The sequence below is a fragment of the Flavobacterium sp. MMS24-S5 genome (assembly GCF_050320125.1).
Lineage (GTDB): Bacteria > Bacteroidota > Bacteroidia > Flavobacteriales > Flavobacteriaceae > Flavobacterium > Flavobacterium tyrosinilyticum.
The window spans coordinates 4,258,005-4,273,601 of the sequence record NZ_CP190016.1 but is presented as its reverse complement, the minus strand read 5'-3'; the positions used below and the strand labels follow the sequence as shown (position 1 = coordinate 4,273,601).

Genomic DNA, 15,597 nt, shown 5'->3' with positions numbered 1-15,597 from the left:
ATCTTACGCCTTTTGTTTTATATGAAACCTCAGAAATTATCTAGAATAATTTGGAGCTTCTTTTGTAATAGTTACGTTATGTGGATGGCTTTCAGTGATTCCGCTAGAAGTGATCCTAACAAAACGTCCAGATTCTTGTAAAGTTGGAATATCTTTAGAACCACAGTATCCCATACCTGCACGAAGACCTCCAATAAACTGAAGCATGCTTTCGTTTAATTCTCCTTTGTAAGGAACACGTCCTACGATTCCTTCTGGAACTAATTTTTTAACGTCGTCTTCAACATCTTGGAAATAACGATCTTTAGATCCTGTTTGCATTGCTTCAACAGAACCCATTCCGCGGTAAGATTTGAATTTTCTTCCTTCAAAAATGATAGTTTCTCCTGGAGATTCTTTTGTACCAGCTAATAATGAACCCAGCATTACACAGTCAGCACCCGCAGCGATTGCTTTAGGAATATCTCCTGTATAACGAATTCCACCATCAGCAATAACTGGAACTCCAGTTCCTTTAATTGCTGCAGCAACTTCTAAAACTGCCGAGAATTGAGGAAAACCAACACCTGCAACGATACGAGTTGTACAGATAGAACCAGTTCCGATTCCAACTTTTACTCCATCAGCACCATTTTCTACTAAATATTTAGCAGCTTCTGGCGTTGCAATGTTTCCAACAATTACATCTATTTGAGGGAATTTTGATTTTACTTCTTTCAGTACATTCACCACACCTTCTGTATGTCCGTGAGCTGTATCGATAATAATTGCATCTACACCAGCAGCAACCAAAGCTTCTGCTCTTAAAACAGCATCTCCAGTAACTCCAATTGCAGCAGCAACTCTTAAACGACCAAAGCTGTCTTTATTAGCAATTGGTTTTTGAGTCAATTTTGTAATATCTCTAAAAGTAATTAAACCAACTAATTCATTTTGAGCATTTACAACTGGTAATTTTTCGATTTTATGGCCTTGTAAAACTACTTCTGCTTGCTCAAGTGAAGTTCCTTCCGCTACAGTTACTAAGTTTTGGCTTGTCATAACCTCAGCAATTGGTCTCGCACCGTTTTTCTCAAAACGTAAATCACGGTTTGTAACAATCCCTTTTAAGATTCTGTTTTCGTCAACGATTGGTATACCACCGATTCCGAATTCTTTCATGGCATTTTTTGCATCAGCAATTGTAGAGTTGGTTGGTAATGTTACCGGATCGATAATCATACCTGCTTCTGCACGTTTTACTTTTCGAACTTTTCCTGCTTGTTGTTCGATAGTCATATTTTTATGTAAAACACCTATTCCGCCTTCTTGTGCCATAGCAATTGCCATTGCGCTTTCAGTTACTGTATCCATAGCAGCAGATACAATTGGAACGTTTAATGTAATGTTTCTTGAAAATTTTGATTTAATGCTCACTTCGCGAGGAAGCACATTCGAGTAGTTAGGTACTAATAATACATCGTCGTAAGTTAAACCTTCGCCGATAATCTTGGAGTTGTGTGCTATCATGGTGCAATTTCTAGTTGAATTGCGTGCAAATATAGTGAATAAATTGGAAACTTGAATACTAACTTATTCATAAAATTGACTTTACACGAAAAACCTTACGGTTTTAAAACTTCAATAATTAAATTCCAAATTCCAAAACTTAACCTAAATTCTAATACTCCATAGTTTGTATGTTGGAATTTAAAAAATTGAAAATTTCTATTCTTTGTCTTGAAAAACAAAATTGATTCCGAGTTGAAAGGCGGCACTGCTGGCTTTAGAAATATCTTTATATTCTAAAACATTATTGACCAGAGCATAAATATTTACCGGACCAATTGTTCCAGCAAGTCCTAATCCGACATTTTTATTTGAAAAAGTATCTAAAGTGTACGTTGCTTTAAAATCTAATTTTTTAAAAATATTTCTTCTATAAAAAGCGGTTATCGCAAACAAAGGTGTTCGAGGGGCAGACATTGCAAAAACTTGTATTCCTGTCGCATTTTTATAATATTTATTGACTTTTCCATGACAATTGCATTCGTCATCTGGACGCGCTTCTCCAAATGAATATTCTATAGAAGAATAAAGTTTTGTAGGGCGCCAAGTGGTATACTTATTATAAAGTGTATCTCTTGGTATTGCTTTGTCAAATTCGTCAAAAACATTTTCAGGATCATCTGTCCCCATAAAATCCGGATTTGCACCATTGTAACGGTAAATTCCTTTATAGGCAAGTGTTTCGATATCTTTGGTCTGTCTCACAAAACCCAAATCTATAACACTTGCGGTAAATTGTAAATTGTCTTTTATATAATAGGTAATTCCGGCATCTATTCCAAAACCTAGACTTCCATTAAAAAAGGTATTATTGGCAATATCACGAACTACATTTCCCTCGTATTCATCTTTTGTAAAACGGGCAAGACCTGATGTTCTCAATTCTAAATTGGAAGAAATAACCTGACTGTATAAATTTGGTGTTCCTGGCTCCTCGCCTGTATAAATGTAACCTGAGTTTTTTGTAGAAGTTGCATTTGCACCGCTAGAATAGATTTTAGCGCGACCTCCGTAAACAAATTTGTCATTGAGTTTTTTATGAAAACCAACATGAAAAACAGAAAGCACTTCGGCTTTCATGCTTAAATCGCCTAGATTAAATGATTTTCCGATATAATCTCGATTTCCGTTTAAAGCTAGTAAAGCAAGATCTTTGGGAACAAACATAAAGAAGTCGAATTCTTGATACAATCCAAAGGAAATATAAGAACGGCTTTCTCTGCCTCCAATTCTAAATCCGCCAGAAAATATTTCCAATTGCTGATTGGTTACTACTTTATCTCTGCTAGAAGATTTATTTACAACATCTCTAACCTTTTGATTAAAATCGACTCCATCGTCTGAAAACAGATCATAGGCTGAGAAACTGCTAGATCCGACATTAGCTGAAATTCCAGACAAAACGGGAAATCCAAAATAGTATTTATACGAGACATCAGCTCCTGGATTTACAAGCGAAGACTGCGGAATTGAAGTAAAGTTATACAGCAATTCTCTGTTTTGGGCAAAACAGAAAAGATGAAAAAACAAGCAAAATATTAGCGCCTTTCTCATTCGATTACTAAATAAGCCGTTGCACTTGATCTTAATTTTAAGCTTCCTTCACTCTGGCCATTTAAAGGAGTGTCCCGAGGCAATTACTACCACAAAACCAATTTTTTGAGTTTGTTTTAAAAGATCCAATCGAGCATTTTCAAAAACTTCTGTAGGATATTTTTATAACATTTGGTGTTCCTTTATAAGATGGAACGGTAAAAGATATAGTTTGCAAAACCTCATTTTGATCATTCAGCAAAAGCATATTTAGAACGAAAGCACGATTGATGTTATTTTCGACTTCAAAATCAAACTCCGCTTTTTTAAGACGTTCGGTAAAGAATTTCTCTTTAAAAACATCAAAGTCTCTAACATCTGGATAAACATTAGTTCCTCCATCGTCTATAAGTCTATTGGCCGGAATATTAAAATACGCAAGATTGGCTACAAAAACAGGCTCTATCTTAAAATCGTTTACCTGATCAAAATTCAAATCGCTTGAACAGGAAAATAATAAAAAGGTACAAAATAATAGGCTCGAAATTTTATTTAATGGGCTTGACCTCATGACAATAGTTATAGCTATAATAAATGTAACGCATTATGCAAACAATCATTATCTAAGGTAAGAAAATATAACTATTTTTTAATGAAACTTTCCAAACAATTTTGAAGCTTCATTGTATGCGCTTTCAAAACTAAGAGAATTAAGTCCGGTTATTTTTTTATTGGCAGTAAAATAAGAAACCAGTTTTTCTGTTGGCATATTTCCTGTTAGTTTATCGGTTGCCATTGGGCAGCCTCCGAAACCTTGAATAGCTCCGTCAAAACGAATACAGCCTGCTTTTGCCGCAGCGTCTATTTTTTCGAACCAGCTTTCTGGCGTGGTATGAAGATGGGCTCCAAACTCAATTTCAGGATATTTCGGAATTAAATCTGAAAACAAATATGTAATTACTTCTGGCGTAGAAGTTCCAACAGTATCAGAAAGTGATAAAATTTTCACACCCATTGCTGCCAATTTTTCGGTTGATTCTGCAACAATTTCAACATTCCACGGATCTCCATAAGGATTTCCGAAACCCATGGAAAGATAGGTCACAACTTCTTTATTTTTCTTATCAGCAACTTCCAGAATTTCTTCTAAGGTAACCAAAGATTCTGCAATAGTTTTATGCGTATTACGCATCTGAAAGTTCTCAGAAATAGAAAATGGAAAACCTAGATATTGAATCTGCTCATAATTTGCAGCTGTTATAGCGCCTTGTGTATTGGCAATAATAGAAAGCAATTTACTTGTTGTTTGAGACAAATCTAACTGCTCTAGAACCTCAGCAGTATCTTGCATTTGTGGAATAGCTTTTGGAGAAACAAAACTTCCAAAATCGATTGTATCAAAGCCAACTCTTAACAAAGCTTGTATGTAAGTAACTTTATTTTTTGTCGGAATAAAAGCCTTAATGCCTTGCATGGCATCTCTAGGGCATTCGATAATTTTGATTTCTTTACTCAAAGCGTATTCTTTTGTAAAGGCTAAGTTAGTTTCTTTTTTGATGATATAAAAGAGATTTTTGCTTGAAGTCTATTATTACAAAATAGCATCATATTATAAAATATTACCAAAAAGCGTGATATTACAAATTATTACCCAAAAACGTAATAATAAATCTTATTACGTATATTTGTAATAGAAAATTTATAATTTTTTACTTATATTTGAGTTATGACTAGTGTAATTACAGGCGACATAATTGGTTCAAGACAACAAGAATCTCAGCATTGGGTTGAGGATTTAAAGAAGATCTTGGCTCCATTTGGCAAAACTCCAAATGAGTGGGAAGTATATCGAGGAGACGAATTTCAAATTGAAGTCAGTAATCCCGAAGACGCTTTGTTAACCGCTATTTTGGTAAAAGCGCATTTAAGAGCCATAAAATCTGATGCCCGAATGAGTATTGGTTTTGGAGATAAAACACACAATGCCGAAAGAATATCTGAAAGCAACGGTTCTGCGTTTATTAATTCTGGAGAACTTTTTGAAACCTTAAAAAAACAGAAAGTAAATCTAGCCCTGCGAACAGGAGATTTAGATTTCGATGAAAAACTGAATTTAATGCTGCAACTGGCTTTGACTTTTATGGACAGCTGGCTGGTACAATCGGCAGAATTTGTTGCCGCTGCTATTGAAAACCCAACTTTATCGCAAGAAGAATTAGGACAAAAATTAGGCATCAACCAAGCAGCTGTAAGCCGTAGACAAAAAAGAGCTCAGTTTGATTTGGTTATGAATTTAGATCGCTATTTTAGAAAACAAATAAAACAACTTACAGCCTCATGATTTTATTTATAAAACTGTTTCTTGCTCATTTATTAGGAGATTTTATTTGGCAGCCCAATTCTTGGGTAGCCGACAAAGAACTCAAAAAACATAAAAGTGTTTATTTGTATATTCATATTTTACTGCACGGAGTTTTAGCAGCGGTTTTAGTGGGCGAAATCAGTTTTATACCTTATGCTGTTTTAATAGCTGTTACACATGGCATTATCGATTTAATCAAACTGAATTTTCAGAAAAAGAAAACCAAACGAACTTGGTTTGTGTTTGATCAAATGGCGCATATTCTCATTTTAATTGGTGTTGCTCTTTTGTATGAAAACAAAACGATAATCCATTTTTGGCAAAATAATGAATTCTGGATTCTGCTTACAGGAATTTTATTGCTAACCAAACCTACCTCAATTTTTATAAAAACCATCATTTCAATATGGGCTCCAGAAAGCAGAAACAGCCATCAGGATAATTCTCTGATAGCTGCTGGAAATTATATTGGTATTTTAGAACGCTTATTTGTTTTCGGATTTATCTTAACCGGACATTTTGAAGCGATCGGTTTTCTGCTTGCTGCTAAATCTATTTTTAGATTCGGTGATTTAAAAGAAGCCAAAGACCGAAAACTTACAGAATACGTAATGATCGGAACTTTAATCAGTTTTGGTATTGCAATAATAGCTGGCCTTTTAGTCCAAGCACTACTTTTACAACTGCCTTAAAACCTTTTTATTGATTGCTTTTATCAAAGCTGAACCTTCGTAAATAAAGCCAGTGTACAACTGCACTAAACTTGCACCTGCATTTAGTTTTTCAATTGCATCATCTGCAGAATGAATTCCTCCTACTCCAATAATTGGAAATGCTTTATTGCTTTTTTCCGAAAGAAAACGAATGACTTCTGTTGAACGTTTCGTTAAAGGTTTTCCAGACAAACCTCCTGTTTCCGTTTGATTGGCAGATTGTAATCCTTCTCTTGAAATTGTAGTATTTGTAGCAATTACACCTGCAATCTGAGTTGTTTTTACAATATCAATAATATCCAATAATTGCTCGTCTGTTAAGTCTGGAGCAATTTTTAAAAGAATTGGTTTTATTTTTTGAGTGCTTGTTTTTTGCTTTTCAACATTTCTGTTCTGCAAAGTTTGCAGTAAAGCCGTTAACGGTTCTTTATCTTGTAGAGCTCTCAAATTTGGTGTATTTGGCGAACTTACATTCACTACAAAATAATCTACATGATTAAACAAAGCGTCGAAACAAATGATATAATCTTTTACTGCATCCTCATTATCGGTTACTTTATTTTTTCCGATATTTCCTCCAATCAAAACACCCGAATTCTTTTTCAAACGTTCTACCGCTTCCAGAACACCGCCATTATTAAATCCCATTCGGTTAATAATCGCTTGATCTTCTTTTAAACGGAACAAACGTTTCTTCGGATTTCCTTCTTGTCCAACTGGCGTTACAGTTCCAATTTCGATAAAACCAAAACCAAAATCACCAAGTTCTTTATACAGTTTTGCATCTTTATCAAAACCAGCCGCAAGTCCAACTGGATTTTTAAATTTAATTCCGAAAACCTCTCTTTCTAATCGAACATCTTTCACTTCATAAATTGATCTTATAATTGCCGAAACTCCTGGGATTTTTGAAATGAATTTTACAAAAGAAAAAGTAAAATAATGCACTTTTTCGGGATCAAAACAAAAAAGTATCGGGCGAATTATCAATTTATACATAAGAGTTGTGTTGTTGTTATTTTGGCTGCAAATTTAAATATTATAGTTTAAAAAGGTGTCTTTTTGCGAAAACAAATCATTTTCTTTTTGTTTGATTATTCTACTTATAAATAAAACCATTCTTAAATTTTATGTCATGTACTGTTTAAAAACATGTTTTTTATGTTGCAAATTATAAAATGAAACAAGTTCACTTCTTTTAAAACTTCCTTTTGGGTTAAGAATCTCTAATTTTGAGATATTCATTCCAAATAAAAACCTATACACCAGTAAAATATTCAAATCCGAAAAAAACTTATTTTTTTTCAGATTGTCATTATACCCACGTTCAAAAAATCCTTCACAATAATTATTAATTAATCAAGTTCAATTATGAAAGTCAGTAAACAATTAATTCTAAAAAGTATCTTCGTACTTCTATTTTGTCTTTCTTTCGGTTTATCAAGTAAATTATTTGCGCAAGCAGATCCTCAGCAGGTAACCAAAGAAACTTTTAAAGGAAAAATGGCCTTAGACATTAGAGACTCCAAAAGTGATTGGGCTCCATACTTACCTAAAAAAGCACCAGCAGGAGCTCCAAATATTCTATTTATCTTATATGATGACACTGGTATGGCTGCATGGTCAACATACGGAGGAGCGATTAATATGCCAACGATGCAAAAATTAGCCGATAACGGAATTACTTACTCGCAATGGCATACAACAGCTTTATGTTCTCCAACTCGCTCTACACTTTTAACAGGTCGCAACCATCACCTTAACGGAATGGCTGCAATCACAGAAACAGCAGATGGATATCCTGGAGCAAGCGGAAGAATTCCTAAACAAGCCGCAACAATTGGCCAGATTCTTCAAGATAATGGTTGGAGTACTTTTTGGGTTGGAAAAAATCATAATGTACCCGAACAAGATATTGCCTCTGGCGAGCCTAGAGCGACTTGGCCACTTCAAATGGGATTTGATCGCTTTTATGGTTTTCTTGGCGGAGAAACCAATCAATGGTATCCTGATTTAGTTGAAGACAATCATTTTATTGAACCACCTGCAACTCCAGAAGAAGGATATCATTTATCTAAGGATTTAGCCGATCATGCATTAGAATTTATCAAAGACCAACAGGCAACAAATCCTTCCAAACCATGGTACATGTGGTATTGTCCAGGCGCCAATCATGCTCCACATCAAGCTCCTGAAGAATACATTGCAAAATATAAAGGCAAATTTGACGAAGGTTATGATGCGTATCGTAAATGGGTTCTTCCTAGAATGATTGCAAAAGGAGTTTTACCTCCGGGAACAAACTTTGACAAATTTAACCCTATGCCTCCGGGAGTAGCAAATCCTGCAGATAATGTACTAGATTGGAATAAATTGAAACCAGAAGAAAAGAAATTATTTTCAAGATTGGCCGAAGTATATGCAGGTTTCTCAGAATATACAGATACGCAGGTTGGAAGAATTATTGATTATCTAGAAAAAACAGGACAGCTTGAAAATACACTTGTAATTTATGCTGCTGATAATGGTGCTTCAGGCGAAGGTTCTGAATCAGGTTCTGTTAACGAAAACAAATTCTTTAACGGCTATCCTGACGAATTAAAAGAAAACCTAAAATATATTGATAAATTAGGAAGCCCTGACACTTACGAACACTACCCAACAGGCTGGGCTGCTGCATTTTCTACACCATTTAAAATGTTTAAAAGATATAGCCAATATGCAGGAGGAACTTGTGATCCGTTGGTAATGTCATGGCCTAAAGGAATAAAAGCAAAAGGTGTTGTTCGTGATCAATTCCATCATTCTACAGATATTGTTCCGACAATATTAGATGTATGCGGATTAGAAATGCCTAAAGAATACCGAGGCGTTCCACAATATCCATTATCTGGAGTTTCAATGCGCTATACTTTTGACGCTGCTCCAAATACTAAAACTCAAAAACACATTCAGTATTTTGCCATGTTAGGAAGCCGCGCCTTATGGAAAGACGGATGGAAAGCTGTAGCATTACATTCTCCATTGTCTGGAAAAGGAAATTTTGACAAAGATGTATGGGAATTATACAACACCGATGTAGATAGATCTGAATCTAAAAATTTAGCTGCAAAATATCCAGACAAATTAAAAGAATTGATTAAAGACTGGAACGATGAAGCTGCCAAAAACTTGGTATTGCCACTTGACGACCGCTCTGCAATTGAAATTCTAGGAACCGAAAGACCTTCTTCTGAAGCCCCTCGCGATCTTTACAAATACTACCCTGGAACTTCAGCAGTACCAGAAGGTGTAGCAGTTAATGTACGTGGACGCTCTTATAAAATTGTTGCCGATGTTGATGTGAAAGATGCAAATGCTTCGGGTGTAATTTTTGCACATGGATCACGTTTTGGAGGACATACTTTATTTCTAAAAGACAAAAAATTAAATTATGTATACAACTTCTTAGGGATTGCACCAGAGCAAAGATTTACTTCGAATGTTGCTATAACTCCAGGAAAACACGTTTTTGGAATGGAATTTAATCGTGAAAAAGCAGGTTCCAAATGGTGAATCTATTGGAACAATGAAATTGTACATAGACGGTAAAGAGGTAGCATCTGGAACCTATGAGAACACAATCTGGTAAATTTACACTTTCTGGAGACGGGCTTTGTGTTGGTTTTGACAGCGGTGATGCCGTTAGCCAAGAATACAAAACGCCTGGAACTTTTAAAGGCGGTGAAATTTATGGTGTTGGTGTAAATGTTGGAAAAATCGAATATAGCGACTTAAACAGCGAAGCAAAAAGAGCTATGAAAAGAGATTAATTAAAACATTTAATTCTAAGAGGTATTTGACATTAGCAGGTAACTGTGCAGCAAATACCTCTTTTTCTTCAAAATCACTATCATTCATTTTGAAAATTAAAAAGTTAATAAAATGTTGTACTTAAAACGTTATTTCAAAAAATCATCTTTAATTTCACTCCTTTTTTGTTTAACATGTATTTATTCAAGCCAAATTACAGCTCAAGAAAACGAGGAAAAAAAAACATTTAGTACCCATCATCAAATTGGAATTTCAATTAATCATGTTCATGTTTTTGAAGGTCGTGATGAAGAAGGAAACCGCGAAGTTTTAAGTCTTCCGGCTTGGGGAGTTGATTATACTTTTCAATTCCATGAAAAATGGGCTATTGGACTTCACACTGATTTTATTATTGAGAAATTTAAAGTAGAAAAAGTTTACGGAAGCCAAAAAGATAAAGAAACCATAGAAAGAAGCTACCCTATAGCTCCTGCTTTAATAGGAATTTATAAACCTAATGAGCATTGGAGTTTTCTCTTAGGCTTTGGAGGTGAATTTGCCAAAGAAGAAGATTTTTTCCTGACCCGTGCCGGAGTTGAATATGGATATGAACTTCCTAAGGGATGGGAAATTTTTGGCACTGTGAGTTATGACTTTAAATGGAATGCTTATGACAGCTGGGGAATTGGTTTAGGAATTGCAAAAAACTTTGGAGGAAAATAATCATACAAACCCATTGATCTTATGTATAGCGCAAATAAATTCAATCTTATCTCTAAAAATAGATTCTTAGTTTTCCTTTTAATAATTGGTTTTAAAGGACTTTCGCAACAAGAAAAAGATACCACAAAGCTGATGAATGTTCGGTATGGCAGTAAAGGAATTGAATTGGAAACTCGAGACAAAAAGTTCCTTTTTCAACTACAAAGCCGATTTCAATTTCGTTTCTCCACTCCTTACGATACAGATCCTTTAACTTATGACGATTACAGCCAAGATGCTAAAACGACTTTTAAAATAAATCGTGCCAGATTAAAAATTGGCGGTCATGCTTTTGAACCTTGGCTGAAATATTATTGGGAATATGAATTGAGTCAGTCCAACTTACTTGATTTCAGGATTATGATTGAAAAATGGGATTGGCTGAGCTTTAAAGTAGGGCAATGGAAAACTGAATTTACCCGCGAACGTTTCATAAGCAGTGGCGAGCAGCAAATGGTTGAGCAATCCCTAATTAATCGTCCTTTTACCGTAGACAGACAATTGGGAGTTGAAGTCTACGGACACTTAAAAGGAGCTGGAATCGCCGATTTTAATTATTGGGCCGCAGCTTTGACAGGAACAGGACGTGGAAGCACCTCAAATGACGATAATCATTTAATGTATTTTGGAAGAGCACAATGGAATTTTTTAGGAAGATTTCTTGATTTTGAAGGCTGTGATTTAGAATTTCACGAAAAACTCACTCCGATAATAGCCTTTTCAGCCATAACCAACCGAAGCCCTTATACCCGTTTCTCTCAAGCGGGAGGAGGTTCTCTAGACGGATTTGAAAATGGTTTACCGGGCCAATACAGAGTCAATCAATGGAATTTTGAAACTGCTTTTATGTATCGTGGTTTTTCTTGGCAAAGCGAATTACATACCAAAGAAATTATTGATAAAATAAATAATGATGACACAACCATAATGAAAGGCTATTACGTTCAGGCAGGGTATTTTTTTCATAATGTTTTCGAATGGTGGCCAAAACATTTAGAAATGGCTGGACGACATGCCGCTTATAGACCTGACAATTCTATAAGAGAAAATAGACAAGACGAATCTACATTGGCTTTTAACTGGTTTTTTAAAGGACACAAAAACAAGTTGACCTCAGAGGTGAGTTATTTTACTTTTCAAGACAAAACGCTTTCCCTACAGCAAGGATGGCGATTTAGAATACAATGGGATATCTCATTATAAATCAAACTTTTAATCCATTAATTCAAAACGGACATTTTTTTTTCATAACTTTAAATCACATAAATTACTGAATATGAAAAGTATATCGAAAACAGTAAAAAAACTGGCACTTTTAATGTGTTTGACCGGAGCTTTTTTGTTTATTTCTGTTGACAGTTTAGCACAGCGCCATCGTGGCGGTGGCGGCGGATTCAACAGAGGCGGCGGTGCAGTACAAAGTCGTCCGGCAAGACCTGCTACGCAATCTAGACCAAATGTCACAAGACCTAGCACAACAAGGCCAGCGGCAACAACTAGACCAGCAACGGTTAGACCTGGAGCAAACAATTCTGGAACTAAAATAAACAGACCTACAAACAATTCCAACAGAAACAATACGGTAAATAGAAACAATACTGTAAACATAAATAATGTTGGCAACAGAAACACCAACATAAGTGGCAATACAGTCAATAGAAACAGAAATAATGTCAATATTAATGTTAACAATAGCGTTCATGTTCGCAATAATCGAAATACAGTAGTTCGTCCAGGATATAGACCATATACACGCCCGCCTTATGTGTATGGCGGTTATAGATACAACTGTTATCATCCGTATTATCCGCGTCCCTATGTGCCTTTTTATTGGGGACCTGTTTGGCATCCGTGGGGATTTTTTGTCGCCACTCTAGCAACTACAGCGATTATTGTTAGTGTGGAAAATCAGAAATACCATTACGATCAAGGAGTTTGGTATACCTCAACAAATGGCGGTTATACTGCTGTACCTGCACCAGTCGGCGGTACTGTAAATAACATTCCAAGCGGAGCAGAAACGGTTAATACCGGAACGGTGAATAATTATTATTACGGCGGAACGTATTATGAAAAAGATGGAGAAAAATATACTGTCGTTGCTCCTACAGCAGGAACAATAGTAGAAAAACTGCCCGAAGGTGGAGAAGAAGTCACTATAGGTGATGTAAAATATGTAAAATTTGGAGAAACCTACTATCAACCCGTACAAGTTGATGGTAAAGACAAATACGAAGTCGTTCAAGTTGAAAAAGATAGTTAATTTTATTAATTCTATAAAATTAATATACTATAAAAGTAATTTTACCTAATTTTATGCCCACTATTGATAACCATTATAAGCTCAAAAATAAATAAACCATGAAAAACAAAACCTTTTGGATTTTTGCGTTACTCACATTGTCCATTATTTCAATCGCTTACAGTTATACCAGATTTACAACTAAAGTTGAAACAACAGCAGCAGAATGTCATGAAATTCCAAGTAATGTTGAATCTGAATTTAAACCAACTGTCGAAAATAAATTTAAACCTGCAGAAAAAGCACCAAAAGGTATGGTTTGGATTCCTGGTGGCGAATTTTCTATGGGAACTAATGTTGAAGACGAAAGTCTGTGCAGCATTAAAGGCGTAACGAAAGATGCAGCTCCAATTCATAGAGTGTATCTTGATGGCTATTATATGGATGAAACTGAAGTAACTAATGAAGAATTCGAAAAATTTGTAAAAGCCACAGGATATGTAACTGTTGCCGAACAAAAACCAACAAAAGAAGAATTTCCATCCGCAAGCGAAGAAGATTTAGTGACAGGTTCTGTGGTCTTTACTCCTACACCATCTGCAGTTAATTTGAATAATTTCTTGCAATGGTGGCGTTATGAACCTGGTGCAGATTGGAGACATCCTGAAGGCCCGCAAAGCAACATTATAGGAAAAGAAAAATATCCTGTTGTTCATGTGGTTTATGAAGATGCTCAAGCTTACGCAAAATGGCCGGAAAAAGACTTCCAACAGAGGCTGAATGGGAATTTGCGGCAAGAGGCGGTAAAACTGGAAATTTATATGCGTGGGGAAATGATTTAAAACCTAAAGGAAAATTTCAAGCTAATATTTATCAAGGACATTTTCCAATAAAAGATGGCGATACAGGAGAAGATGGTTTCAAAGGAATTGCTCCAACAAAACAATATGCTCCAAATGCATATGGTTTGTATGATATCGCTGGAAATGTTTGGGAATGGGTACACGATTGGTATAGTGTAGATTATTACAAATCATTAGCCGAAAGCGGGAAAGTAACAAAAAATCCGCAAGGTTCAGACGCTTATTATGATCCAAACGATCCTACTGAAATAAAACGCGTTCACCGTGGCGGTTCGTTCTTATGTACAGATCAATATTGCACGCGATACATGGTTGGAACAAGAGGAAAAGGCGAAATCAGATCTGCTGCAAACCACGTAGGTTTTAGATGCGTAAAAAGTAAATAACAAACTCAAAATACCAAAAAGGGATTCTAAATTGAATCCCTTTTTTATTAATTCAGATATTGAAAGCTAAATTTTCGCGGAGAAAAATTTTTCTATATTTGCTAAAAATTCAAAAAAATGCAACATATCATAGATCGCTTTATCAGTTATGTAACGATTGATACGGAATCGGATCCAAATTCACAAACAACACCAAGTACGCAAAAACAATGGAATCTTGCTAATAAATTAGTTGACGAACTAAAAGCAATCGGCCTTGAAGACGTAACAATTGATGACAAAGCGTATATCATGGCAACGCTTCCAAGTAATGTTGATCATGAAGTACCAACTATTGGTTTTGTTTCTCACTTTGACACTTCCCCAGATTTTAGCGGAGCAAATGTAAAACCTCAGATTGTTGAAAATTACGAGGGAAAAGATATCGTATTGAATGCGGAAAAAAACATTATTTTATCTCCAGACTACTTTAAAGATTTATTATTATATAAAGGACAAACGATCATTACAACTGACGGAACAACTTTATTAGGAGCTGATGATAAAGCTGGAATTACAGAAATTGTTTCGGCAATGGAATATCTTATTCAGCATCCAGAAATCAAACACGGAAAAATCAGAATCGGATTTACTCCTGATGAAGAAATTGGCCGTGGCGCACATCATTTTGATGTAGAAAAATTCGGAGCACAATGGGCTTACACAATGGACGGAAGTCAGATTGGGGAATTAGAATACGAAAATTTCAACGCTGCTGGAGCTAAAATCACTTTTAAAGGAAAAAGCGTTCACCCAGGTTACGCTAAAGGAAAAATGATCAATTCTATGCTTTTAGCAAATGATTTCATTAACGAACTTCCAAAAGGTGAAACGCCGCAGGAAACCAGAGGTTATGAAGGTTTTTTCCATGTTCATCACATCAAAGGAAACATTGAAGAGACAGTTTTAGAATTGATTATTCGTGATCACAACAGAAAGAAATTTGAAAAAAGAAAAGAATTGATTCATAAATTGGCGAAACAATTCAATAAAAAATTCGCGAAGAAATTTGGCGAAGATATTGTAATTGCCGAAGTAAAAGATCAATATTACAATATGAAAGAAAAGGTTCTTCCTGTAAAACATATTGTAGATATTGCTGAAAAGGCAATGAGAGAATTAAACATCAAGCCGATCATTAAACCAATTCGTGGCGGAACAGACGGATCTCAATTGTCTTTTATGGGACTACCTTGTCCGAACATTTTTGCTGGTGGGCATAACTTTCACGGAAAATACGAATATGTTCCTGCAGAAAGCATTCAGAAAGCAACTGATGTAATCGTAAAAATTGCACAGCTGACTGCTATACCAGGAATTTTTGATGCAACAGAAAAATCTAAAAGAAAAAGATAAA

The 15,597-nt window shown here is 35.3% G+C and carries 13 protein-coding genes and 1 pseudogene; 9 read left to right on the top strand and 5 right to left on the bottom strand.

Annotated features, from left to right (window positions below):
* Positions 1 to 36 precede the first annotated feature (36 nt).
* The 4 genes from guaB to ACPWTF_RS19635 form a co-directional block, all read right to left on the bottom strand.
* Positions 37 to 1,509 carry an IMP dehydrogenase gene (gene guaB, locus ACPWTF_RS19650; protein WP_427872614.1) on the bottom strand — a complete coding sequence of 491 codons (1,473 nt, stop codon included), beginning with the start codon at positions 1,507 to 1,509 and terminating at the stop codon, positions 37 to 39.
* Between the two features lie 198 nt (positions 1,510 to 1,707).
* Positions 1,708 to 3,039 carry a DUF5723 family protein gene (locus ACPWTF_RS19645; RefSeq protein ID WP_427872613.1) on the bottom strand — a complete coding sequence of 444 codons (1,332 nt, stop codon included), beginning with the start codon at positions 3,037 to 3,039 and terminating at the stop codon, positions 1,708 to 1,710.
* Between the two features lie 202 nt (positions 3,040 to 3,241).
* Positions 3,242 to 3,577 carry a hypothetical protein gene (locus tag ACPWTF_RS19640; protein ID WP_427872612.1) on the bottom strand — a complete coding sequence of 112 codons (336 nt, stop codon included), beginning with the start codon at positions 3,575 to 3,577 and terminating at the stop codon, positions 3,242 to 3,244.
* A gap of 153 nt (positions 3,578 to 3,730) precedes the next feature.
* Positions 3,731 to 4,597: a hydroxymethylglutaryl-CoA lyase gene (locus ACPWTF_RS19635; protein WP_427872611.1), complete on the bottom strand. Its 867-nt coding sequence runs from the start codon at positions 4,595 to 4,597 to the stop codon at positions 3,731 to 3,733.
* Positions 4,598 to 4,807: 210 nt separating this feature from the next.
* Here ACPWTF_RS19635 and ACPWTF_RS19630 point away from each other — a divergent pair, with 210 nt between their 5' ends.
* Positions 4,808 to 5,422: a hypothetical protein gene (locus ACPWTF_RS19630; RefSeq protein WP_427872610.1), complete on the top strand. Its 615-nt coding sequence runs from the start codon at positions 4,808 to 4,810 to the stop codon at positions 5,420 to 5,422.
* Positions 5,419 to 6,135: a DUF3307 domain-containing protein gene (locus tag ACPWTF_RS19625; RefSeq protein WP_427872609.1), complete on the top strand. Its 717-nt coding sequence runs from the start codon at positions 5,419 to 5,421 to the stop codon at positions 6,133 to 6,135. Before ACPWTF_RS19630 ends, ACPWTF_RS19625 begins: the two co-directional genes overlap by 4 nt.
* On the opposite strand, the gene ACPWTF_RS19620 is transcribed toward ACPWTF_RS19625, so the two are convergent.
* The gene (locus tag ACPWTF_RS19620) at positions 6,121 to 7,155 is read right to left on the bottom strand and encodes a quinone-dependent dihydroorotate dehydrogenase (RefSeq protein WP_427872608.1); all 1,035 of its coding nucleotides are present in this window, start codon (positions 7,153 to 7,155) and stop codon (positions 6,121 to 6,123) included. The genes ACPWTF_RS19625 and ACPWTF_RS19620 overlap by 15 nt on opposite strands.
* Before the next feature lie 372 nt (positions 7,156 to 7,527).
* Here ACPWTF_RS19620 and ACPWTF_RS19615 point away from each other — a divergent pair, with 372 nt between their 5' ends.
* The 7 genes and pseudogenes from ACPWTF_RS19615 to pepT all read left to right on the top strand — a co-directional run bounded on the left by ACPWTF_RS19615 (position 7,528) and on the right by pepT (position 15,596).
* Positions 7,528 to 9,711 carry an arylsulfatase gene (locus ACPWTF_RS19615; RefSeq protein ID WP_427872607.1) on the top strand — a complete coding sequence of 728 codons (2,184 nt, stop codon included), beginning with the start codon at positions 7,528 to 7,530 and terminating at the stop codon, positions 9,709 to 9,711.
* 56 nt (positions 9,712 to 9,767) lie between these two features.
* On the top strand, positions 9,768 to 9,968 hold the full coding sequence (locus ACPWTF_RS19610) for a hypothetical protein (RefSeq protein ID WP_427872606.1): 201 nt from the start codon (positions 9,768 to 9,770) through the stop codon (positions 9,966 to 9,968).
* Positions 9,969 to 10,080: 112 nt separating this feature from the next.
* Complete coding sequence (locus tag ACPWTF_RS19605) at positions 10,081 to 10,671, top strand: hypothetical protein (RefSeq protein ID WP_427872605.1); 591 nt, start codon at positions 10,081 to 10,083, stop codon at positions 10,669 to 10,671.
* Positions 10,672 to 10,692: 21 nt separating this feature from the next.
* Positions 10,693 to 11,913 (top strand): OprO/OprP family phosphate-selective porin, encoded by a 1,221-nt coding sequence (locus tag ACPWTF_RS19600; RefSeq protein ID WP_427872604.1) that lies wholly within the window; start codon positions 10,693 to 10,695, stop codon positions 11,911 to 11,913.
* Between the two features lie 73 nt (positions 11,914 to 11,986).
* Positions 11,987 to 12,973, top strand: coding sequence for a DUF6515 family protein (locus ACPWTF_RS19595; protein ID WP_427872603.1), 987 nt, complete (start codon positions 11,987 to 11,989; stop codon positions 12,971 to 12,973).
* A 98-nt stretch (positions 12,974 to 13,071) separates the two neighbouring features.
* Positions 13,072 to 14,201: pseudogene (locus ACPWTF_RS19590) on the top strand (formylglycine-generating enzyme family protein).
* Between the two features lie 117 nt (positions 14,202 to 14,318).
* Entirely contained in the window at positions 14,319 to 15,596 is a 1,278-nt protein-coding gene (gene pepT, locus ACPWTF_RS19585; RefSeq protein WP_427872602.1) for a peptidase T, read from the top strand.
* Position 15,597 lies beyond the last annotated feature (1 nt).

Bases quoted from the DNA above. Each gene is read 5' to 3' on its own strand.
- guaB (WP_427872614.1), bottom strand. From the start codon at position 1,509: ATGATAGCACACAACTCCAAGATTATCGGCGAAGGTTTAACTTACGAC.
- ACPWTF_RS19630 (WP_427872610.1), top strand. From the start codon at position 4,808: ATGACTAGTGTAATTACAGGCGACATAATTGGTTCAAGACAACAAGAA.
- ACPWTF_RS19625 (WP_427872609.1), top strand. From the start codon at position 5,419: ATGATTTTATTTATAAAACTGTTTCTTGCTCATTTATTAGGAGATTTT.
- ACPWTF_RS19620 (WP_427872608.1), bottom strand. From the start codon at position 7,155: ATGTATAAATTGATAATTCGCCCGATACTTTTTTGTTTTGATCCCGAA.
- ACPWTF_RS19615 (WP_427872607.1), top strand. From the start codon at position 7,528: ATGAAAGTCAGTAAACAATTAATTCTAAAAAGTATCTTCGTACTTCTA.
- ACPWTF_RS19610 (WP_427872606.1), top strand. From the start codon at position 9,768: ATGAGAACACAATCTGGTAAATTTACACTTTCTGGAGACGGGCTTTGT.
- ACPWTF_RS19605 (WP_427872605.1), top strand. From the start codon at position 10,081: ATGTTGTACTTAAAACGTTATTTCAAAAAATCATCTTTAATTTCACTC.
- ACPWTF_RS19600 (WP_427872604.1), top strand. From the start codon at position 10,693: ATGTATAGCGCAAATAAATTCAATCTTATCTCTAAAAATAGATTCTTA.
- ACPWTF_RS19595 (WP_427872603.1), top strand. From the start codon at position 11,987: ATGAAAAGTATATCGAAAACAGTAAAAAAACTGGCACTTTTAATGTGT.
- pepT (WP_427872602.1), top strand. From the start codon at position 14,319: ATGCAACATATCATAGATCGCTTTATCAGTTATGTAACGATTGATACG.